Below are 21,733 nucleotides of genomic sequence, written 5' to 3' on the forward strand. Positions count from 1 at the left end.
CAAAATGCTAGGTTATTGATTCGCAAGGATAAATCTTGCTCTTTCCTGTATATGGTGTGCGTGATTTCTGTGTTGTCTATATATAGTATATGAAGGAGGATAAGTTGTTATGAAAGATGAGCATATAGCTGTGCTGATGGGGGGAATTTCATCTGAACGGTCTGTAAGTTTGTCTTCAGGTACTGCTTGTGCTGATGTTCTTGAAGCGCAAGGGTATCGGGTAAGTCGTGTGGATGTTGATGGTCATATCGCTTCTGTTCTTGAGCAGTTGCAGCCTGATATCGCTTTTAATGCATTACATGGGCCATTTGGTGAAGATGGTCGTATTCAGGGGATTCTTGAATATTTAAAAATTCCCTATACCCATTCTGGCGTGATGGCATCGGCGTTGGCCATGGATAAGGGGCGTGCAAAAATTATTGTTGCGAATGTTGGTGTTTCTATTGCCCCTTCTTGTGTCATGAATCGTTTTGCGGTTGGAAGAGAGCATCCCATGGAGCCTCCTTACGTGATTAAGCCTGTCTGTGAAGGGTCAAGTTTGGGTGTGATTGTTGTAAAAGAAAATGAATCTGTGCCCCCGCGTAATGTTGTGAGTTCTGAGTGGGTTTATCCAGATGCAGTGATTGTTGAAAAATATATTCCTGGTCGTGAGCTTAGTTGTGCTGTTATGGGAAATGAGGTGTTGGATGTTTGTGAAATTCTTCCTGAAAAACACTTTCAATTTTACGATTATGATTCAAAATACAAATCTGGTGGCTCTCTTCATATTTGTCCTGCACAACTTTCATCAAATATTTACCAAAATGTGCAAAGAATGTCTTTAGCAGCACATCAGGCGATAGGTTGTCGAGGTGTTAGCCGTTCTGATTTTCGTTTTGATGAAGAAACAGGAGAGTTGGTTTGGCTTGAAATTAATACACAACCCGGTATGACGCCAACATCTCTTTTCCCTGATATTGCAAAAGCGAGTGGTCGTAGTTATGGCGATATTATTCAGTGGATGGTGGAGGACGCGTCATGTATGCGTTGAATGTTGATAAAACAAATGTTCCAATGGTGGTGTTTTCAGTGCCAGTTTTACCACGTCTTTATCGTCGCTTTTTCCGTTTCATGTTTGAGTTTGTTTTTGTCCGTGTCCATGTGCCTCGCCATTTCGGTTCTTTTGCGGTTTTGTTTTTTTTCTCTCTTACGTTGCTTTATGGGCTTTCATTGAGTGGTCGTATGGAGGTGATTGTGAAGACTGCATTATCGGATATTGGTTTTATGATTACCGATGTTGATATGAGTGGTAATAAACGTGTGGTCAAACAGGACATTTTGAAGCTTTTAGGGCTTGATGCTGCTGCTTCCTCTATATTCACTTTTGATGTTGAGAGGGCGCGTTCTCTTTTAGAACAACAGGCTTGGATTCAGTCCGCTAATGTTCAGAAAATTTATCCCAACCGAGTTCGTATTTTAGTTGTGGAGCGTAAGCCATATGCAATTTGGCAGCATGATGGCATGGTGGATATTGTTGATAGTACAGGGCGCGTTATCGTGCCTTTTCAAGCAGGGGTAGTGCAGAATTTGCCGCTTATAGTTGGTCAAGGTGCACAAAATGCTGCCAAGGGCTTTCTTCAAGCGTTGTCAGTATATCCGAAAATATACGGTCATGTTCGTGCTTATGTCCGTGTAGGTGATCGACGTTGGGATCTTATCTTGGATAATGGGATGCGCGTTATGTTGCCTGAAAATGGTGCTTTCGAAAGACTTGATTCCCTTATTAAATCTGGTGTGGTGAAAGATCTTTTTTCTCGTGATGTTTTACGTGTTGATTTGCGTCTTTCTGATCGTATTACGGTTGCTTTGTCCGATGAGGCGTTAGAGCGTCATCGTGCTTTTGTGGCAGAAAAAGAAGAACGCGTTTTAAATACGCGAAAGGCAGGGAAACTATGATGTTGCTCAGATCACATCATGGCGGAAGCCGCAAAACACGTTTTTTGACGGTTCTTGATGTCGGATCAAGTAAAATTGTCTGTCTTATTGCTTGTTTGCGTCCTTTGAAACATGCACATTATTTACATGGTCGTACCCATTCTATGGAGATTTTAGGTTTTGGAGTACAGCGTTCACGCGGTATCAAATCGGGTGTTGTGATGGATATGTTTGCAGCAGAGCAGTCAATAAGGTTGGCTGTTGATGCGGCAGAAAAAATGGCTGGTTTGGTGGTGGATTCGGTAATTGTAAACTTTTCCTCAAGCCGATTACAGAGTGCTCTTATCAATGGCATGGTTCGTTTGAATGGTCGTGAAATCACCAAGCGTGATGTACGTGTGGCATTTGCAGATGTTTCTCGCAAAGCTTTTCATGCTGAGCGCCATGTTGTTCATTCAGTTCCGGTTTCTTATGTCTTAGACGGAGATAAAGGAATTTCTGATCCTGTTGGAATGATCGGGGATTTATTTGGTGTAGATGTACATGTGCTCACGGCGGAAACGGCGTCTTTGCGTAATTTGGAAACTTGTATTAATCGTGCGCATTTGAGTGTTGAAGCAATGGTTGCGACTCCCTTTGCTAGTGGTCTTGCTGTTTTGATGAATGATGAGGCGCATTTAGGAGCAGCATGTATTGATTTTGGTGGTGGAACGACAACATTTTCAGTATTTTCTGAGGGAAAGTTTGTTCATGCTGGTGCACTTGCCGTTGGGGGGCATCATGTGACTCTTGATGTTGCGCGTGGATTCTCTATGTCACTTACAGAGGCAGAGCGTTTAAAGGTTGTCGATGGTTCTGCACTTGTTACAAGTGCAGATGAGCGACATATGATTAATGTGACAGAGATTGGCAATGGGCATCGTGAAATCCAGTATCCACGTGCTGTTCTGGGGCGTATTATCCGTGCACGTGTTGAAGAAATATTAGAGATGGTGCGTGATTGTTTAAATCGTTCTGGTTTTGGTCATATCATTGGTAAACGTGTTATTTTGACTGGAGGAGCAAGCCAGTTAACAGGATTGCCAGAAATGGCGCGTATTATGTTGGGAAGAAATGTTCGTATAGGGCGGCCTTTAGGGATTTCAAGGCTTCCTTCTCTTGCAAAAGGGGCGGCGTTTACATCTGCTGTTGGATTGTTAATTTATCCCCAATTGGTGGGATTTCAGGAAAAAACAATGCAGGCTGCAGTGGATCATTTATCGACGGGCACGCTTGGGTATTTTCAGCGTGTTGGTCAGTGGTTGCGTGAGAGTTTTTAAGTAAGTCTATTGAGATAAAGTTAAATTTCATCGCTTTGGCTTGCGATGTCTTATGAGAAGGAAAAGAAAATGACGATTAATCTGCATCGGCCAGATATCGCGGAATTGAAACCACGTATTACCGTTTTTGGTGTTGGCGGTGGTGGCGGGAATGCCGTGAATAATATGATTAATGCTGGTCTTCAGGGAGTTGATTTTGTTGTTGCTAATACGGATGCACAGGCTTTGGCTATGTCAAAAGCTGAACGTGTTATCCAGCTTGGTGCAGCAGTTACGGAAGGTCTAGGTGCTGGTGCTTTGCCGGAGGTTGGACAGGCGGCTGCAGAGGAATGTATTGATGAAATTATTGATCATCTGGCAGATTCCCATATGGTTTTTATTACTGCTGGTATGGGTGGTGGTACGGGAACAGGGGCAGCACCTGTTGTTGCACGTGCTGCTCGTGAAAAAGGTATTTTGACCGTTGGTGTTGTGACAAAGCCATTTCAGTTTGAGGGTGCACGCCGCATGAAAACGGCAGAGGCTGGTATTGAAGAGCTACAAAAATCTGTTGATACATTGATCGTGATCCCTAATCAGAATCTTTTCCGTATTGCCGATGAAAAAACAACCTTTGCTGATGCTTTTGCTATGGCTGACCAAGTGCTTTATTCTGGTGTTGCTTCCATTACGGATCTCATGATTAAAGAAGGGCTCATTAACCTTGATTTTGCTGATGTTCGTTCTGTTATGCACGAAATGGGCCGTGCAATGATGGGAACCGGTGAGGCTTCTGGTGAAGGGCGTGCTTTGGCTGCTGCTGAAGCTGCTATTGCCAATCCGCTGTTGGATGATACTTCGATGCGTGGTGCTCGCGGTCTTTTGATTTCCATTACTGGTGGTCGTGATATGACTTTGTTCGAAGTGGATGAAGCTGCTAATCGTATTCGTGAAGAAGTCGATGCGGATGCCAATGTTATCTTTGGTGCTATTGATGATGAATCCCTAGAGGGTGTTATTCGCGTCTCTGTGGTTGCAACGGGGATTGATCGTGAGGTGAGTGATGTGGTTCAACCTTCTCACCCTCAACTTCAAAGACATGCAACTTCAATTCGTAAAAATGATCCTGCAATGTCGCAGAGTTCTTTTCCTGTTCAGTCACCCCCTTTGCGTTCTGAGTCAATGGTAGAAGTGGTTGAAGCACTTGAAATAGAAAAGAGCAAATCTGTTGGAGAACAGTTTCGTCCTAAAAGTCAAATTTTTGTACAGCCTACAGACACTGTTGCTGCACGAAATGCAAATGCTGCTGCTTATGGATCAAGTGTTGTGCATGGGCAGATGTCAAATGCACCACGTGCGCAAGTAAGCCGTAGTGCACAGCCGTCACTGGTTGTGCCAGTGAGTATGGAAGCAACAGCGCATGTACTTGATGGGATGACAGGGGTTGTGCCGCAAAAAGAAAAACAAATACAACAAATGCAAGCGCGTTCACCTATGCGTATGCCTGAGTTAAAGGATTTTCCTCCTGTGGCTTATGGTCAAGGTGAGAGGTCATCTGATGAACAGGGACCGCGCAATCTTTGGCAGCGTTTGAAACAGAGTTTGACACATCGTGAGGAAACTGAGCCTGAAGCTAAGCTCGAACCTGCTGTGAGATCTTCTCAGCAGCAGGATTCCCGTGTCTATAGTAAAAATTCTCAGGCACTTTCTCAGGATGCTTCTGTTTATGTTCCACGTCGTTCTGGTGAGTTGCATCCTCATGTTGCACAAGATCAGCGTACCTTTATAAGCGAAGAAGATCAGTTGGAAATACCAGCATTTTTGCGTCGTCAAGTAAATTAATTGCTAAAAAATCAGAAAGAGGGGAGATATTTTCCTTCTTTTATGATGCACGAAAGCATTGTACAGTAGAATATGCTGTGTTTGGGAAAAATATTCTATTTTTTAATAAACCCGCTTCATAAGCGGGTTTATGTTTATAATATGCAGGTTTATTATTTCCTATGAATATAATCTTTATGGCTTTATAAATATTTCTAAAAAGGTTTAATAACTGTTCAATGAAGTGATATGATGAAGCTGGTACAGAAATATCAATCTACTCTTAAAAAAGCAGTGATATTTAAGGGTATTGGTGTTCACAGTGGGTGTTTATCTGTAGTGAAGATTTGTCCAGCCGATATTGGATGTGGTATTGTTTTTAAGCGTTGTGCAGAGGATGGAACAGAGCAAATATTTCAAGCGCACGCATCACAAACAGGAGCGACTGAATTATCAACAGCGCTTGGATATGGTGAGGCTAGAGTTGAAACAATTGAGCATCTAATGGCTGCGATTGCTGCTTATAATTTGGATAACCTTGTTATCGAAGTGTCGAGTCATGAGATCCCGATTTTGGATGGTTCTTCATGGCAGTATTGTCAAGCTTTTGAAGAAGTTGGTATTGTACAGCAGAATGCGTTGCGTTCCTATTTCGTTATAAAAAAGCCGCTGAGGGTTGAAAACACCTGTGGTGTTGCAGAATTTTTACCCTTTGATGGGCGTTGTTTCGATATAACGATCTCTTTTTCCTCGATTGCTATTGGTAAACAACATTTAACTTTTGACCTTACTCCACAAAGTTTTAGAGATGATTTGTCACGTGCACGTACTTTTGGTTTTGTCAAAGACGTGGAAAAATTATGGATTTCTGGAAAGGGTATAGGTGCTTCTTTAGAAAATTCTCTCATTATCGGCCTTGATGGCAAAATTATGAATCCAGATGGACCTTATTGGGAGAATGAATGCGTTCGGCATAAAATGCTTGATGCGATTGGTGATACTGCTTTGCTTGGGGCTCCTTTTATTGGATTATTTCGTTCCTATTGTAGTGGACATAAAATGAATTCACAATTGGTGAAAGCTATTTTGGCGGATGAATCATGTTACGAAAAAAGTTATCTATAGACTCTGTGGAAGAAAAATTGACAAGCATTTCTCGTGGTCTATTTGATTTTTAAGGGGATGATTAATCTTAAACTATTAAATTATTTAGTGGTTTTTGACGCGATATGGTATAAAAATCTTTAATAAACAATTTTTGCTACAAGGTGGCATTCTCTGGAGGCCGGAAAAATTATGATAAAATCTCATGTATGTATTGAAAATATGGCATATAGGAAATCTAGCATTGTACGCAAGATATTAGGGGTGATGCTTTTGGGGAGCACCTGCATGTTAGCGGGTTGTTTATTTAAAGAGAAAAATACCCTTAGTCCGTCTGCATATGTTTTAAAGATCGATCCACCTGATGTTCTCTATAATCAGGCACTTGCTAATCTTGAGAGTGGGCGGCTTGCTGAGGCGTCGAAAAAGTTTTTTACAATTGAAAAGCAGTATGCTTACACCGATTGGGGGCGTAAATCTTTAGTAATGGGGGCTTTTACAAATTATCGATTGGCTAAGTATGATGACGCAATTAGCATGGCTCAGCGCTATATTACTCTTTATCCAGGGTCAGATGATTCGGCTTATGCTTATTATATTATCGGTCTTTCTTCTTTCCGTCGAATTCCTGATGTTACACGGGATCAGCGCGATACGAAACGGGCTATTGCCGCTATGCAGCTTCTCATAGAGCGCTATCCAAATTCTGAGTATGTGAAGGACGCTAAAGATAAAATACGGTTTGGGCGAGAGCAGTTGGCTGGTAAAGAGATGCAGGTTGGCCGTTATTATGAAGAAGGACGACGCTATCTTGCTGCAAGTAGAAGATTTCGTACAGTGGTTGAAGAGTACTCAGACACAAATCAAATTGAAGAGGCGCTTTTCCGTTTGACGGAAGTTAATCTTGCTCTTGGTTTAACTGCGGAAGCACAAACAGCCGCTGCTATTTTAGGACGGAATTATCCCAAAAGTGAATGGTATAAATTTTCTTATAATTTACTGCAAAAGAATAAAATATCGCCACAGGAGCATAAATCTTCTTGGATCTCGCGTGCTTTAGGTGGTGATAAGAAAAGGGTGCGTTGATTCTTTATGCTGATACAGCTTTCGATTCATAATATTGTTTTGATCGAAACGCTCGATATTCATTTTACAGCCGGTTTGTCTGTTTTAACTGGAGAAACGGGTGCGGGGAAGTCTATTTTACTTGATGCTTTGTCGCTGGCTCTGGGGGGACGGGGTGATGCTTCGCTTGTGCGTCATGGTGCTGACCGAGGGCAGGTAACGGCTGTTTTTGATGTGCCCGTTTCGCATCCTGTGCGCCAGTTTATTCGTGAGAATGGTTTTGATGATGAAGGCGATATTATTTTACGGCGTATACAATCAAGTGATGGGCGTAGTCGTGTCTTTATCAATGATCAGGTAGCCAGTGTTGCATTGATGCGTCATGTTGGACGTCAGTTGGTTGAAATCCACGGGCAGCATGATGACCGCGCCCTTGTTGATGTTGCTACGCATCGCCAATTGTTAGATGCTTTTGGTGGGCTTGAGCATGAGACAGAAAATTTACGTGAATGCTATCAGATATGGCGTGAATGTGAAGGGCATTTGCAGCAACAGCGTTTGAAAGTAGAGAATGCTCTGCGTGAGGCTGATTATCTGCGTGCGTGCCTCCAAGAACTTGAAAAGCTGGATTTTCAAGTTGGTGAAGAAGAGGCTCTTTCTCTTCGTCGTGCAGATATGCTTAAATTAGAAAAAATAGCGATAGATATTAAGGAAACTGATGATCTTTTAGCTGGTTCAAAATCGCCAATTCCAGTTCTTTCTAATTTGGTGAGGCGTTTGGAACGCAAAATCCCCGAGGCACAAGAGCTTATTGCACCTGTCGTCAATTCCATTGACGAGGCGCTGCATGCACTTGCAACAGCACAAGAAGGCATTGAAGCAGCAATGCGGGCATTGGATTTTGAACCTGGTGAATTGGAACGGATAGAGGAGCGCCTTTTTGCTCTTCGGGGCTTTGCTCGTAAATACCAAGTTCCTGCAGATGAGTTAATACAGTTACGTGATAAAATGGATGCAGAGCTTGCTGATTTTGAAGAGGCTCAGAGCATATTGGCGCGTTTAGAGGATGAGGTAGGGCAAGCACAAAAAAATTATGATACATTCGCACAAGCACTTTCAATAAAGCGTCGAGAAGCAGCAAAGCGCTTGTCTGAAAGCGTTATGGCTGAATTACCAGCATTGAAATTAGAAAAGGCAGAATTTATCGTTAACATGCAAAGTGATGTTGAAAGACGTAGTGCAGAAGGAATAGATCGTGTTGAATATTGGGTTCGGACAAATCCTGGAACTCGTGCTGGACCAATGCTCAGTGTGGCTTCTGGTGGTGAATTGTCTCGTTTTTTATTGGCTTTAAAGGTTGTTTTGTCTGATCGTGGATCGGCTCCTACGCTGATCTTTGATGAAATTGATACAGGTGTTGGTGGAGCTGTTGCTGCTGCCATTGGGCAGAGGCTGCAGCGTTTATCAGAAAATATTCAGGTTTTTGCTATTACGCATGCGCCCCAAGTCGCATCTAAAGCGCACAGTCATTTTCTTATTTCAAAAGCGGAGAGTGATGACAAAGGCCGCTTTGTGACTGTTGTTCATAAAATGGAAGAGCATGAGCGTGCAGAAGAAATTGCACGTATGTTAGCTGGAGAGCAGATTACTAAAGAGGCACGTGCAGCTGCTCAAAAGCTTCTGGCATAGAGATGGTTGATTAAGTGGTAAAAATATTGCTTATTCATTATATCACTGGCAAGCATGTATTCATTTGGATTCTATGCGTGATAAAGAGCTGAGATTCTTATGGCCATAGCGCATAATTTGGAATAGGTTTTATGAACAAGGACGAAATTCAAAACCTTACTGCTCTTGAAGCAGCAAGTGAATTAGAGTGGTTGGCAAAAGAGATTGCACGTCATGATGTGCTTTATAATCGTGATGACCAACCTGAAATCTCTGATGCAGAATATGATGCTCTTCGCCAGCGTAATGCAGAAATTGAAGCTCTTTTTCCTGAACTCATTCGTCCAGATTCTCCCTCACATAAAATTGGAGCACCGGTTTCTGAAAAGTTTGAAAAATTTGTTCATGCACAGCCAATGCTTTCACTTGATAATGCTTTTAGTTTTGAAGATGTCAGTGAATTTATGGAGCGTGTTCGTCGTTTTTTACGACTGTCAGAAACACAAATGCTGGAAATAACAGCTGAGCCGAAGATTGATGGTTTATCTTTGTCTTTGCGCTATGAACAAGGACGGCTTGTTTGTGCGGCAACACGTGGTGATGGAACTGTTGGTGAAAATGTAACTGCGAATGCACGAACAATTTCTGATATTCCGCAAGTCTTACAAGGCAAATTTCCTGATATTATTGAAGTTCGTGGTGAAGTTTATATGCGGCGGGAGGATTTCCAAGCACTTAATGTGAAACAACAAGAAAAGGGCAAATTGGCTTTTGCTAATCCTCGAAATGCGGCGGCTGGTTCGCTACGTCAATTGGATTCAAGAATAACTGCTAGTAGAAAGCTGCAATTTTTTGCTTATGCTTGTGGTGAAGTGAGTGAAATATTTGCAGAAAGCCAAATGGGGATGATAGAAAAGCTAAAAGAATATGGCTTTTTTATCAATCCATTAACAAAAAAAATTAAAACATTAGAAGAGATTGTTTCCTATTATCATGATATCGAAGAACGCCGTCATTCCTTAAGTTATGATATTGATGGGCTTGTTTATAAAGTTAATGATTTGATGCTACAAATGCGTTTGGGTTTTGTTTCTCGTTCGCCACGTTGGGCAATAGCGCATAAATTTCCAGCAGAAAAAGCTATGACAGTTTTGGAAGATATTGATATTCAAGTCGGTCGTACGGGAGCATTAACCCCTGTTGCACGCCTTGCACCTATTACTGTTGGTGGTGTGGTGATTACCAATGCTAGTTTGCATAATGAGGATTATATTAAGGGAATTGGTCATAAGGGGGAGGCAATTCGTGAAGGGCGTGATATCCGTATAGGCGATACAGTGGTTGTACAGCGTGCTGGTGATGTGATCCCTCAAATTGTTGATATTGTTGTTGAAAAGCGTCCAAAAGATGCTTTTGCTTTTATTTTTCCTCATCTGTGTCCAGCTTGTGGAAGTCATGCTGTTCGTGAAGTCGGAGAAGCTGTACGTCGGTGTACGGGGGGGCTTATTTGTCCTGCACAAGCGATTGAGCGTATTCGTCATTTTGTTTCGCGCAATGCCTTTGATATTGAAGGTCTTGGTAAAAAACAAGTGGAGTTCTTTTTCCAGATTCAAGATGAAACGCTTTGTATTCGTACACCAGCAGATATTTTTACTTTACAGCGTCGCCAAGAAAAATCTCTGGTCCGTTTGGAAAATATGGAAGGTTTTGGTACTGTTTCAGTTTCTAAACTTTATGATGCTATTAATGTGCGCCGAAAAATTCCTTTAAGTCGTTTTTTATTTGCACTAGGAATTCGCCATGTTGGAGAGGTTAATGCACGCCGTCTTGCACGTGCTTATCAAAATTATAAAGCGTTTGAAACTGCGGCGATGGAAGCTACTATGCCTAGCGATAAGGTGAATGAAGAAGGCAATGAGGCGTGGATGGAGCTTACAAATATTGAGGGGATTGGGCCACAGGTAGGTGAAGCAATCATCGATTTTTATAAAGAAGTGCATAACCGCGAGGTTTTGTCTGTTTTGCTTGAAGAAGTCACACCTCTTGATGAGGAGCCTGTCATGATTAATTCTTCGTCAATAGCAGGAAAGACTATTGTTTTTACAGGAACTTTGACGCATATGTCACGCGATGAAGCAAAAGCACTCGCTGAACGGTTAGGTGCTAAGACATCAGGTTCTCTTTCTAAAAAAACTAATCTTCTCGTTGCAGGGATTGGGGGTGGATCAAAATTGATCAAAGCACAAGAGTTAGGTGTTGAGGTTATCGATGAAGAGGCTTGGCAGCAGTTGATAGAAGAACTTAATATTTAGAGGAAAAGGTTTTTTCCAGAACTAGAATAGGCTGTTTGTATGATTATTTCTTTTCACATGAGATATGTTTTCGTGGGATTTTGGCAGAATCAAAATTAATGAAAGCACAAGAGCGAGGGTGTTGAGGGTATCGATGAAGGGATTTGACCACAATTGATTGAGGAACATTATGTTTAGGGGTGATTTTCTTTAAGCATGGTGATTCATCGGTATTTGTCATTTTTCCCAACGTGTGATTTATTGACATTGAAAGTCAATATAGTGTCTTTAAGGAATTTATATAATTATCTTAAGTGTTATGAAATTTGTCCTTAGGTGGTGATATCATAGAGAGATTTTTTGCCTCATAAAGACGAAGATTCTGCCTTTGGTATTTATTTTCCTCGTTTTAAGAGATTTTTTTCTGTTGCCGATAAAGAAGAAAACTTCATCACAAATGCAATTGAAACACTTCAACTTTATTGCGAAGAAATGGCTATATTGCCTACAGCTTTAGAATTTGAAAAAATCATAGAACAGAAGGCTATTAAAGCTGCCTTTTTAGAAGGGCATTTTTTTGAGACAGATGTCTTTTATTGAAAATGATTCTGAAGTGGTACGTGCAAATATATCGATTGATTGAGGAGTTTTTTGTGCACTGAATGATCGGGCAAAAAAGAAGTTTAGTAGGATTTGTTTTTTGGAGAACAGCAGCATGCTGTGAATGAATATTTGTTAAGTTTTTAAAATGATTAACATTGAAATTCATATTATAATTCAGTTTCTTTTACAAAGAATATACAAATTTCATTATCAGAAAAAGACCATAGATTATCATTGTAAGGCAAATTGTAAAAATAACAATTGTGAACAAATATGCGAAAATTTCGAGTCTAAAACCCTATAATAAGCTATAGTAGATTGCATGGAAACTATACCAAAGATTACAATGAATATAATGAAAGTTTTCACATAAGGAAAATAAAGGAATGTAACCCTGTGGAGGCGTTGGAAGATGGTCGTCAAAATAAGCATTCTCTCCTTTCAAGGGCATCCTATTAACCAATAAAGATAATGTATTTTTTTCAACTTTAATGAGACCCCCTAATATCGTAAGATCTTCTTCTCTCAAACTCTTTCATAGTGAATCATTCAAAACTCTTCGCTTGTATGTTACAGGCGGGGTGGGCGTGTGGATAAAACTCTTCAAGAAAGGATTTTAAACACCCCTCATGAACCGTCTCAATGCAAAAGTTGTAGCAACATTGGGGACTGGCAAAGAGAATGACAGTGTCGGCTTGCACGCTCAATAAACGTAAAAATGGTGGTGCTAACGGCTTTTTATACCCTTCACCGGCGCTGTTGTGAAATAAGCTTTTATCCGCTGACAGATGTATCTTTAAAACAAGCTGCGTAAATGTGTAACATAATGGCGTTCTGTTTTGCGTTAAGAGGCGTGATCCTATTAAAAACATGAAAAACAAAAGTGTCAAGCAATGCGCATTCTCCATTCTTGAAAAGATATTGTTTCTCAATGCTTTTGCAAGCCGTAAAGCCGAATTAAAGGGTGATGGTAAGACTGGAATTGGTTTTTATCTTTACTGATATTCCTTCCAAATGAGGCTGTTTCCCCGTTTTCAGAGATTACGCAAACAAAGATATGCAATGCGCTGCTTCAATCTGGCATACAAGCTATTATAGTAGCAAAAGTCCTTATACATCTCAATCTTTGTCTCAAACATGCTGCTGCACTAGGTTTATATTTTGATTTATCAGCAACTACTAAAGTGCACGCTTTATTAGTGCATTCTCGCTTGTTTCACCCGAGGTTAGCGTTTTCTATAGCAGTAAAAAACTTGAAACATCTACAATAGAGTATTCCTGGTATTTCATGATGAAAAATGTACATTTTTCTTTTTAAAAAAGAAGGTAGGGTGTTCCTTTAAAAAGAAGAATGAGAAAACGTTCATGCTCCTTCACTTAAAGAGGCATTGTTGCTTCTTTTGCCCATTTTTTCTCTTCTTCATTTAAGTAAGGTGCGTTAACCTGATAAACATGCGCATGGTAATCATTAAGCCATTGTCGTTCTTGTTCTGTTAAAAGATCTGGGAGAATTAATCGTCGGTCAATGGGACAATTTGTCAGTGTTTCAAATGAGAGCATTTCTCTCTCTCCACCATTGATTTTTTGTGCTGGCTTCACAATGAGTAAATTTTCAATACGAATGCCAAAAACACCTTCGCGATAATATCCAGGTTCATTAGAAACAATCATTCCAGGGATCAATTCTTGGCACCCATTGCGCGAAAGGTTTTGTGGTCCTTCATGAACAGAGAGATAAGAGCCAACTCCATGACCAGTGCCATGGGCATAATCAAAACCAGCTTTCCATAAGGCGATGCGTGCGAGAACATCAATATCTTGTCCACGTGTTCCTTTTGGAAAGTATGCGGTTGAAAGAGCAATCATACCTTTGAGGACAAGAGTAAAACAGCGTTTTTCTTCTTCTCCAACACTCCCAATTGCGACTGTACGTGTAACATCTGTTGTGCCATCACGATATTGCCCACCTGAGTCAACAAGATAAAGTTCACTAGCATTGAGTTGCTTATTTGTTTCATTTGTTACACGGTAATGCACAATGGCGCCGTTTGCGCCTGCTGCCGAAATTGTATCAAAAGAAAGGTCTTCAAGTTTTTCTCCCATTTCTTTTGCTGTATTTATGCGAAATTCTTCTAATTTTTGAGCAGCAGAAATTTCATTGATGGATCCTAGTGTTTGTTTATCTAACCAAGAAAGAAAACGAGTCAATGCTACACCATCACGCAAATGTGCTTTTCGCGCACCGTCTAGTTCTGTGCTATTTTTAATGGCACGTGGTAGAGCAGCCGGGTCAGTGAGTGTCGTGAAAGAGCTTCCTTGTTCTTCAATAATGGTGCGTAATTTTTCGCAGGTTATTCGTGGATCTAAAGCAAAAACCATCCCTTTTTGAACATAATCTTTGAGCGTTGAAATAAGCTGTTCTGGTTCATAGAGTTTTGCATAACGCTCCAGATATTGTTTTTGTTCTCTACCCAATTTTTTGCTGTTAATGAATAAGATGGGACTTTCTTTGAGAGGAATGAAAGCAAAACAAAGAGCAAAAGGGGTGTTGGAAACATCATTCCCACGTATATTGAATGTCCATGCAATAGAGGAGGGGTCTGTAAAAATAAAAGCATCTGCATCGGCTTGTTGGATATTTTTTCGAATTAATGTCAGCTTTTCATCGGTTTTACATCCTGCATATTTGAGAGGATGAATTGATAAGGCAGATTGCGGAGGGTGTGGTTGATCATGCCAGATAAGATCAATAGGATTGGATTGAACTGCGATAAGTTTTCCACTTGGTTTTATTTCTAATGCTTTTTTTAATGTATCGGTCTCAGCAATAGTGTGGAGCCATGGATCAAAGCCAATAGAGAGTTTTTGTCCATTTTTTTTAAGCCATTGTGAGGGTGGGCAAGTTACCAGATCTTCATATTCAAAAATATGAGGATCGGTTTGTTGACGCACTTGGAGTTTATAACGTCCATCTGTGAAGAGGATGGCTTTGTTTTTTAAAATGAGTGCAATACCTGATGAGCCAGTAAAACCAGTGAGCCAACTAAGGCGTTGAGCATGTGGGGGAACATATTCTCCTTGATGTTCATCAGAACGTGGAACAAGAAAACCATCGAGTTCAAGGCGATTGAGTTCTTGACGCAGAGAGGAAATGCGCTGTGCAGCATAAGCGGGATTTGTTATCGCCTCAAAGGATTGATACATAGTGACACTCTTTTCTTTTATTTCAGATGTATGGTAACCCATCCTTGACAGTGGTGTGTTTCAAAATGTGTCAATCCCTGTTTGACATAAGTCTCCAAAACATGGTCATGCTGTTCTTCAAGAATTCCAGATAAAATGAGGGATCCACCTTTTTGGAGTGCTTGTACCATTTCCTGTGCAAGTTCAATGAGAGGGTTGGCAAGGATATTGGCAACAATGAGATCAAAGGGTGCACGTGAGGCAATCTCATCATGGTTGAAACCTGTTGCGCTAACAGCTGTGATATATTTTTTTACGCCGTTAAGTTCGATATTGTGTTGAGCAACTTGGATTGCTACTGGATCAATATCGGAGGCAAGTACAGAAATAGGTTTAAGCATTGCAATGCCTATGGCTAATACTCCACTGCCAGTACCAAGATCAAGGGCATTTTGTGGATTTTCATTGTGCAGTATTTTGGCAATTATTTCCAAACAGCCGGCTGTTGTTCCATGATGCCCTGTTCCAAAGGCTTGATTTGCTTCAATTTCAATAGGCAAAACATCTGGTGGAATATTATTTCGGTGATGGTTTCCATGAAGGAAAAAAGGACCCGCATGCACAGGTTTTAGCCCTTCAAGGCTTTTTTGTACCCAATCAATATTGGGTAAAACTTCACGGTTAATTTTATCAGGATCTATAGAAAGGATGCGTGCAAAACGTTTTGAAGCATTTTCTTGATTTTCTTTATTGACATAAAGTGAAAGCTCATAGATGGCATCTTTTTCATCGATCTCTGCAAGAGCAAGAGGATATCCTTCTTCATCAAAGGCTGTTTCCATAAGAACATACCACTCTTCTGCTTCATTTTTAGAAGCAGTATAATACAGACGAATTTGCTGCGACATGCTGTTCTTTCTTTTTAAATGGCTCTGAAAATTTAGTTTGAGACAAGTTTCTTGAGCTGTTCAATGGCAATATTATCCCTCAATTCTTCATTGTCTTCTTCAATTTTATAAGGAATAATACCAGCTAATTTACCACCTTTTTTTAGTAAAAAAATTGCTGCTGTGTGATTATAAGTGTAGTTTCCATCTGTTCCAGGTACTTTCACAGCAACAATGTTGAAAGAATCCACCATTTTATGAACTTTTTCAGGTTCTCCGCTGATGCCGATAATTTTATGGCTAAAATTACTCAGATATTCATGGAGGGCTTCTGGTGTATCACGTTCGGGGTCAACTGTAACAAACCATACTCCTAATTTATCAGCGTCTGCACCAAGACTTGTCAGCCATCTATCAAGATTGGTTAGCGTAGTAGGACAGCTCTCAGGGCACATGGTAAAGCCAAAGAAAATAATTGAAGGCTTGCTTCGAATATCGGCTTCGGTAATAGTGTTGCCATTGGAATCAGTGAGTGTAAAATTATCACCTAGCGGCTTATTCCTCAACGTATCATAAACAAAAATACCTGCAAGGAATAGGATTGTTAGCCCTAAGATGCGCATTACATTTTGCATAGTTTGATTCTCTTAAATCACTAGAAAATTCTAGCATTAGCGGGTCAGTTTTGCAATGTTTGTTTCATGATTCATTTGTGTTTATTAGGCGGTATTCTTTTCATGTTATTGAGAAAAAAGTAATTGGTAGAAGATAAATGGATATTGAGAAAGATCTTCGATTCCATGAGAGTAAGCCTCGTATCAATACAACAGCACGGCTGCATGGTTGTAAATTGGGGCGCTATGTAGAAATCAATGAGCGGGTGGTTTTACGGGATGTAACGGTTGGGGATTTTTCTTATTTTGAGTGTAACAGTAACGCTATTTATAGTGATATTGGACGTTTTTGCTCTATTGCCTCTCATGTTTGTGTAAATGCATTAGAACATCCCATGGAACGTCTTTCAACACATAAAATAACATATCGTCCTAATGAATATTTCCGTTATATGCCGTTAGATCGTTCTTTTCGTGAAAGACGTTGTGAAAAACGTGTTATCATCGGGCATGATGTATGGATTGGATATGGTGCGGTTATTATGCCAGGGGTGGCAATTGGACATGGTGTTATCATTGGTGCTAACGCTGTTATAACAAAAGATATTTCACCTTATACGATTGTTGCTGGTGTTCCTGCAAAGCCGTTGCGGATGCGCTTTTCTGATGATGTGATTCAAACACTTTTAGAGATGGCTTGGTGGAATTGGCCGCTTGATAAAATTTACAATGCATTACCTGATATGCAAAACTTACCCATTGAGATTTTTATTCGTAAATGGAAGTAAGATTAAAAGTAATATTAAAATGAAATGAAAACAACTTCTCCTTTCATTGAAAAAGAGAGTTTCGTTATGGATATATACTAAGCTTTGCTCACAAAACTATCGAGTACACGTTTTTCTCCTGCTTTCTCAAATGCAATGGTTAATTTGTGACCATCTATTGCGCAGATATAACCATAACCGAATTTTATGTGAAAAATTCGATCATTGATTGAAAAACTTGATGGAATTTCAGAGACTGATTGAGCGATGACTTTTCCTTCAATGTTTTTTTGTTCGCGTTTTTGTTTTGGTGTCGAATACTCATTATAAAAGGGATTGTGATGTTTAAAGTGCGACTTCCCATAACCACCATAAGATGTTTCCATTTCTACAACTTCGATATGTTCTTCTGGTAATTCATTCAGAAAACGAGAGGGAAGGGTAGATTGCCAAAATCCATGAATTCGCCGATTGGAGACAAACCATATGTGCAAATGCTTTTTTGCTCTTGTTATCCCTACATAAGCTAGTCGTCGTTCTTCCTCTAATCCTGAACGTCCACCTTCATCTAATGAACGCTGATGAGGAAAGAGACCTTCTTCCCAACCAGGAAGAAAGACTGTTTCAAATTCAAGCCCTTTTGCTGAATGAAGAGTCATAATGTTGATCGCATCAGTATTTTCATTATTTTCAGCATCCATAACCAGCGCAACATGTTCTAAAAAGCTAGGGAGACTTTCGAATTGTTCCATAGAGCGGACCATTTCTTTGAGGTTTTCTAGGCGTGTTGGTGCTTCCGGTGAGCGATCTTCTAGCCACATAGTTGTATAGCCTGAATCCTCTAGGATTATTTCGGCAAGCTCTCTATGGGGTGTGTTTTGGAGCATATTTTGCCAACGACGGAAGTTTTCCACAACGCTTCGCAAGGCGCTGCGTGCTTTAGGTTTTAACTCATCCGTTTCAATGATTTCAGTGGCGGCAACAAAGAGAGGGATAGAGCGTGTTCTTGCGCTCTCATAAAGAATGCGCAGAGTAGCATCTCCTAAACCGCGTTTTGGTGTGTTAATAATGCGCTCAAAAGCTAAGTCATCTGCTGGTTGAACCACAACGCGCAAATAGGCCATAGCATCCCGTATTTCCATGCGTTCATAAAAGCGTGGACCACCAATGACACGGTAATTGAGACCAAGTGTTACAAAGCGATCTTCAAATTCACGCATCTGGAATGATGCACGCACTAATATAGCCATATGATTTAATGGATGATCGGCTTGTTGCGCGCGTTCAATTTCTTCTCCAATGGCACGAGCTTCTTCTCCAGAATCCCAAGCAGCATGAATTTTTACTTTTTCTGCTTCGGTCTTTACTTGATCAGAATAAAGTGTTTTTCCAAGCCTTCCTTGATTATGAGAAATGAGATGAGACGCGGTTTTAAGAATATGGGATGTTGAGCGATAATTGCGTTCTAAACGAATAATTTTTGCAGAAGGAAAATCTTTTTCAAAACGTAATATGTTATCAACTTGAGCACCACGCCATCCATAAATGGATTGGTCATCATCACCAACACAACAAAGATTGACAAATTGTCCTTCAGGTTGTTGTGCCAAAAGGCGGAGCCAAAGATATTGTACTGTGTTTGTATCTTGATATTCGTCTACAAGAATATAGCGGAATTGAGAATGATATTGGCGCAGAATGTCTGGGTTATGTTGAAAGAGAGAGAGAGAATGCAATAGAAGATCACCAAAATCGCAGGCATTAAGAGTTTTTAATCTCTCCTGATAACTACGATAAAGTTCGCGTCCCATGCCGTTGCCAAAGGAGTGGGCATCACTTTCTGAAATATGTTCTGGTGAAAGTCCTTGATTTTTCCAAGAATCAATCATGATGGCAAGGTTTCGTGCAGGCCAACGCTTATCATCCAATCCTTCAGCTTGAATAAGCTGTTTTAAAAGTCGAGTAACATCATCACTATCAAGAATTGTAAAGTTGCTTTTTAAGTTCACAAGTTCTGCATGGCGGCGTAAAATTTTCGCACCAGTGGAATGAAAAGTTCCAAGCCAAGGCATGCCTTCAACAATTTCACCTATAAGTTCACCAATACGCATTTTCATTTCACGTGCTGCTTTGTTGGTGAAAGTTACCGCGAGTATTTGCTGAGGAGAAGCAAGTCCGGAGTGCAAAATATGAGAAATACGTGTTGTCAAAAACGCGCGTTTTCCCAGTGCCGGCACCTGCAAGAACTAAAAGAGGCCCTTCTGTATTCATAACGGCCTGTCGTTGTTCGGGATTGAGCTTTTCTAAATAATCGACATTATATCGTGTTTTTTCTTGTACCGTTACTGTACGAGGAATTGACCCAAAGTTATTTTCATACTTATGGGAAGGGGGTTCATCTTCAAAGAAGGGTATGTGATCGGAAAAATTATTCATTATACCCTCTGTAGTCTTTTTTTTACCGTAGTGCTAGGTCTAAAAACCTCTCTTTAAAAAACTATAATAGTTTCAGCTGAATAAAAAGATAGATATCGTAAAAAATAAAAACAAATATTAAAGGCGTTGGGTGAGAACACTCTGAAGTGCATAAATACGTAATGAAGAGGAAAGATTCACGTGTTGCGGTCTTTTACTGTCAATATCAGAGATAATAAAGGCTAAAGATTGTCCTTTATTCCGTGCTATGCTTTTCAAAATATTCAGAAACGGTTGTTCTAAAGATACACTTGTTGCGTGTCCATCAATGCGAACAGATATTTTTTGCAAAGTCACTTTTGACCAATCAATAGAATCACTTATGTTCATTCTTTCTTACTTTTCTTTAATCAGGATCTTTATCAGGACATAAACGATTTTGATCAAAAAATTTCTGTATTTTTAAAGCTTCTTTTTGTTCAAAAATTTTTTCAGTTTTCATGCGTCCAAAACGATAACGATTCTCTTCTGCATGAACGGTTTGTTCCGCACGTTTTTTTTGCTTTCGAAATTGGCGAAGGTTAATCAGTTTGCTCATAAGAAAAAGTATTTATTTTTTTCGGAAAGAATCTAAAGAAACAACGTCAGCGCTTTGTTTTCTCTCATTGTTTGAAGAGTCTTTGTTATTTGTTTTAGAACTTTGTTCGTTGGTGAATTTGTTTTCTTTTTTTTGTTTTTCCGATAAAACAACGGGTGTAGACGGGGTATTTTCTGAATTTTCATCTTCCTTAGAGTTAAGATCTGAAGGCAAGTCAAATGCTGCTTCAAATGCGGCTACAGGATCATAAAATACTTGGATAGAATGAAAAGGAATGACCAATTTCTCGCTGATTTCTCTAAAAGAGAGTGTTACCTCAAAAGCTGTTTCTGATATGTTTAAATCTCTAAATTGATGTTGTAATACAATTGTCATTTGTTCTGGATAACGGCTTTGAAGCCGAGGAGAAATTTTTACTCCTGGTGCATTTGTCAAAAAAGTAATAAAAAAATGGTGATTACCCGGAAGTCCTGCTTTAGCAACCTCCGATAAAACCTTACGTATAACCCCACGCAGTGCATCCTGAACGAGAATATCGTAACGGATTTGATCTTGAACCATCGAAATTTATTCCTTTTATTTTACACAGCAGTTGAACATGAACGATATCGTGCAATGAAATGTTTCTTTAAGTTAGCAATATTTTATCTATGATGCATCTCATTAATCGCGAAAATACTCAATTTTATGATAAATAGTATTTGAAAGTTCAATCAATTATACTCACAAAAGTGAAGGCTTCTGTTGCCAGGTGCCTTCGGACCCCGCTTAAACCTGCGACGGTTTAAGGCTTAGTTTGAAACATTCACACTGCCTTAAGCAGCGAGACGTGCTTCCGCATAGTTGTCATTTGCAACTACTCATTTAGTCCGATAACGGTGGTACTATGCCGAGTAAAAGAGCAATCTTTACACTCTTGTCGATCCTATTTCGCCCCCACCAAAATATAATCTGTGTCTCTTATATTTTGGTGGAGGCGCCGGGTACCGCCCCCGGGTCCAATAAGTTTATTTCATTGTCCATTTATTACCATAGCTGGTAAGCCAGCTCTTTAAATATAGATGAAGAACGGTCTTTGGAAAAGGGGGGGGTTGTTAATATTTTAAATCCTCTAGTTATTTATGGAGTGATAGAATGCGATTGTAAAATAGCTTTTTGTTTTTGGAGAGGAGATGTTGCAGAATGACAAATGATCTAGCAGATATTAAACTATACGATCCAAATCCCGATGAAGCTGCAATAGAACGGCTTCGTCATCGTTTGGCTTTGGTGATGAAAAAGCAGGATGCGTCGCTTGTTGCGACATCGGATCCAAAAGAGTTAGAGCGTGTTGAAAAATGGGTTCAAGATGTTTTAGGTGCTGATACACAGAGTGCTAAGAGGGGTGTTTCAAAAGTTGCAGACATGATGTCTGGAGATCGCAGAAAAAGCCGTATGACTTTTTATTATTTGGTAGCCAAACACTTAAACGCACTTCATAAAATTTAAATACGATTATAATTGAA

At 40.0% G+C, this 21,733-nt stretch carries 17 protein-coding genes, 1 other RNA gene and 1 pseudogene; 11 read left to right on the top strand and 8 right to left on the bottom strand.

Features of this window, described 5'->3' with window-relative positions; genetic code table 11:
- The first annotated feature begins 109 nt into the window (after positions 1–109).
- From BN200_RS05210 to BN200_RS05250, 9 genes are all read left to right on the top strand, one after another.
- Positions 110–1,030, top strand: coding sequence for a D-alanine--D-alanine ligase (locus BN200_RS05210; RefSeq protein ID WP_019221483.1), 921 nt, complete (start codon positions 110–112; stop codon positions 1,028–1,030).
- Positions 1,018–1,935 carry a cell division protein FtsQ/DivIB gene (locus tag BN200_RS05215; protein ID WP_019221484.1) on the top strand — a complete coding sequence of 306 codons (918 nt, stop codon included), beginning with the start codon at positions 1,018–1,020 and terminating at the stop codon, positions 1,933–1,935. The genes BN200_RS05210 and BN200_RS05215 overlap by 13 nt, the downstream gene beginning before the upstream one ends.
- Positions 1,932–3,233 carry a cell division protein FtsA gene (gene ftsA / locus BN200_RS05220; protein ID WP_019221485.1) on the top strand — a complete coding sequence of 434 codons (1,302 nt, stop codon included), beginning with the start codon at positions 1,932–1,934 and terminating at the stop codon, positions 3,231–3,233. Before BN200_RS05215 ends, ftsA begins: the two co-directional genes overlap by 4 nt.
- 69 nt (positions 3,234–3,302) lie before the next feature.
- Positions 3,303–5,054, top strand: a complete 1,752-nt coding sequence (gene ftsZ, locus BN200_RS05225; protein WP_019221486.1) for a cell division protein FtsZ — start codon at positions 3,303–3,305, stop codon at positions 5,052–5,054.
- Between the two features lie 228 nt (positions 5,055–5,282).
- A complete protein-coding gene (lpxC, locus tag BN200_RS05230; RefSeq protein WP_034989086.1) occupies positions 5,283–6,158 on the top strand; it encodes a UDP-3-O-acyl-N-acetylglucosamine deacetylase in 876 nt (291 codons plus the stop codon).
- Positions 6,159–6,329: 171 nt separating this feature from the next.
- On the top strand, positions 6,330–7,223 hold the full coding sequence (locus BN200_RS05235; RefSeq protein WP_034989088.1) for an outer membrane protein assembly factor BamD: 894 nt from the start codon (positions 6,330–6,332) through the stop codon (positions 7,221–7,223).
- Positions 7,224–7,229: 6 nt separating this feature from the next.
- Entirely contained in the window at positions 7,230–8,891 is a 1,662-nt protein-coding gene (gene recN, locus BN200_RS05240) for a DNA repair protein RecN (protein WP_019221489.1), read from the top strand.
- 131 nt (positions 8,892–9,022) lie between these two features.
- The gene (gene ligA / locus BN200_RS05245) at positions 9,023–11,182 is read left to right on the top strand and encodes an NAD-dependent DNA ligase LigA (protein WP_019221490.1); all 2,160 of its coding nucleotides are present in this window, start codon (positions 9,023–9,025) and stop codon (positions 11,180–11,182) included.
- A 339-nt stretch (positions 11,183–11,521) separates the two neighbouring features.
- Positions 11,522–11,761, top strand: coding sequence for a type II toxin-antitoxin system HicB family antitoxin (locus BN200_RS05250; RefSeq protein ID WP_019221491.1), 240 nt, complete (start codon positions 11,522–11,524; stop codon positions 11,759–11,761).
- Between the two features lie 1,380 nt (positions 11,762–13,141).
- On the opposite strand, the gene BN200_RS05255 is transcribed toward BN200_RS05250, so the two are convergent.
- The 3 genes from BN200_RS05255 to BN200_RS05265 are packed head-to-tail and all read right to left on the bottom strand — an operon-like array spanning position 13,142 to position 16,469.
- Positions 13,142–14,968: an aminopeptidase P family protein gene (locus BN200_RS05255; RefSeq protein WP_019221493.1), complete on the bottom strand. Its 1,827-nt coding sequence runs from the start codon at positions 14,966–14,968 to the stop codon at positions 13,142–13,144.
- Positions 14,969–14,985: 17 nt separating this feature from the next.
- Positions 14,986–15,855, bottom strand: a complete 870-nt coding sequence (locus BN200_RS05260; protein ID WP_019221494.1) for a 50S ribosomal protein L11 methyltransferase — start codon at positions 15,853–15,855, stop codon at positions 14,986–14,988.
- Positions 15,856–15,887: 32 nt separating this feature from the next.
- Complete coding sequence (locus BN200_RS05265; protein WP_019221495.1) at positions 15,888–16,469, bottom strand: SCO family protein; 582 nt, start codon at positions 16,467–16,469, stop codon at positions 15,888–15,890.
- 137 nt (positions 16,470–16,606) lie between these two features.
- Here BN200_RS05265 and BN200_RS05270 point away from each other — a divergent pair, with 137 nt between their 5' ends.
- Positions 16,607–17,236, top strand: a complete 630-nt coding sequence (locus BN200_RS05270) for a DapH/DapD/GlmU-related protein (protein ID WP_019221496.1) — start codon at positions 16,607–16,609, stop codon at positions 17,234–17,236.
- 77 nt (positions 17,237–17,313) lie between these two features.
- Here the strand turns inward: BN200_RS05270 and BN200_RS05275 are convergent.
- The 5 genes and pseudogenes from BN200_RS05275 to ssrA form a co-directional block, all read right to left on the bottom strand.
- Positions 17,314–19,651, bottom strand: a pseudogene (locus BN200_RS05275) (ATP-dependent helicase).
- Positions 19,652–19,768: 117 nt separating this feature from the next.
- A complete protein-coding gene (locus BN200_RS05280; RefSeq protein ID WP_019221497.1) occupies positions 19,769–20,020 on the bottom strand; it encodes a ribbon-helix-helix domain-containing protein in 252 nt (83 codons plus the stop codon).
- 16 nt (positions 20,021–20,036) lie between these two features.
- Positions 20,037–20,228, bottom strand: a complete 192-nt coding sequence (locus BN200_RS05285; RefSeq protein ID WP_019221498.1) for a DUF4169 family protein — start codon at positions 20,226–20,228, stop codon at positions 20,037–20,039.
- A gap of 12 nt (positions 20,229–20,240) precedes the next feature.
- Positions 20,241–20,789, bottom strand: a complete 549-nt coding sequence (locus tag BN200_RS05290) for an SspB family protein (RefSeq protein ID WP_019221499.1) — start codon at positions 20,787–20,789, stop codon at positions 20,241–20,243.
- A 169-nt stretch (positions 20,790–20,958) separates the two neighbouring features.
- Positions 20,959–21,315: a transfer-messenger RNA gene (ssrA, locus tag BN200_RS08780) on the bottom strand.
- Positions 21,316–21,410: 95 nt separating this feature from the next.
- On the opposite strand from ssrA, the gene BN200_RS05295 reads away from it, so the two are divergent.
- Entirely contained in the window at positions 21,411–21,716 is a 306-nt protein-coding gene (locus BN200_RS05295; protein ID WP_019221501.1) for a DUF2853 family protein, read from the top strand.
- Positions 21,717–21,733: the final 17 nt, after the last annotated feature.

The sequence above is a fragment of the Bartonella senegalensis OS02 genome (assembly GCF_000312545.1).
Lineage (GTDB): Bacteria > Pseudomonadota > Alphaproteobacteria > Rhizobiales > Rhizobiaceae > Bartonella > Bartonella senegalensis.

Excerpts from the sequence above, each read along its gene's own strand:
- BN200_RS05210 (WP_019221483.1), top strand. The coding sequence starts at position 110 with ATGAAAGATGAGCATATAGCTGTGCTGATGGGGGGAATTTCATCTGAA.
- BN200_RS05215 (WP_019221484.1), top strand. The coding sequence starts at position 1,018 with ATGTATGCGTTGAATGTTGATAAAACAAATGTTCCAATGGTGGTGTTT.
- ftsA (WP_019221485.1), top strand. The coding sequence starts at position 1,932 with ATGATGTTGCTCAGATCACATCATGGCGGAAGCCGCAAAACACGTTTT.
- ftsZ (WP_019221486.1), top strand. The coding sequence starts at position 3,303 with ATGACGATTAATCTGCATCGGCCAGATATCGCGGAATTGAAACCACGT.
- lpxC (WP_034989086.1), top strand. The coding sequence starts at position 5,283 with ATGATGAAGCTGGTACAGAAATATCAATCTACTCTTAAAAAAGCAGTG.
- BN200_RS05235 (WP_034989088.1), top strand. The coding sequence starts at position 6,330 with ATGATAAAATCTCATGTATGTATTGAAAATATGGCATATAGGAAATCT.
- recN (WP_019221489.1), top strand. The coding sequence starts at position 7,230 with ATGCTGATACAGCTTTCGATTCATAATATTGTTTTGATCGAAACGCTC.
- ligA (WP_019221490.1), top strand. The coding sequence starts at position 9,023 with ATGAACAAGGACGAAATTCAAAACCTTACTGCTCTTGAAGCAGCAAGT.
- BN200_RS05255 (WP_019221493.1), bottom strand. The coding sequence starts at position 14,968 with ATGTATCAATCCTTTGAGGCGATAACAAATCCCGCTTATGCTGCACAG.
- BN200_RS05260 (WP_019221494.1), bottom strand. The coding sequence starts at position 15,855 with ATGTCGCAGCAAATTCGTCTGTATTATACTGCTTCTAAAAATGAAGCA.
- BN200_RS05265 (WP_019221495.1), bottom strand. The coding sequence starts at position 16,469 with ATGCAAAATGTAATGCGCATCTTAGGGCTAACAATCCTATTCCTTGCA.
- BN200_RS05270 (WP_019221496.1), top strand. The coding sequence starts at position 16,607 with ATGGATATTGAGAAAGATCTTCGATTCCATGAGAGTAAGCCTCGTATC.
- BN200_RS05280 (WP_019221497.1), bottom strand. The coding sequence starts at position 20,020 with ATGAACATAAGTGATTCTATTGATTGGTCAAAAGTGACTTTGCAAAAA.
- BN200_RS05285 (WP_019221498.1), bottom strand. The coding sequence starts at position 20,228 with ATGAGCAAACTGATTAACCTTCGCCAATTTCGAAAGCAAAAAAAACGT.
- BN200_RS05290 (WP_019221499.1), bottom strand. The coding sequence starts at position 20,789 with ATGGTTCAAGATCAAATCCGTTACGATATTCTCGTTCAGGATGCACTG.
- BN200_RS05295 (WP_019221501.1), top strand. The coding sequence starts at position 21,411 with ATGACAAATGATCTAGCAGATATTAAACTATACGATCCAAATCCCGAT.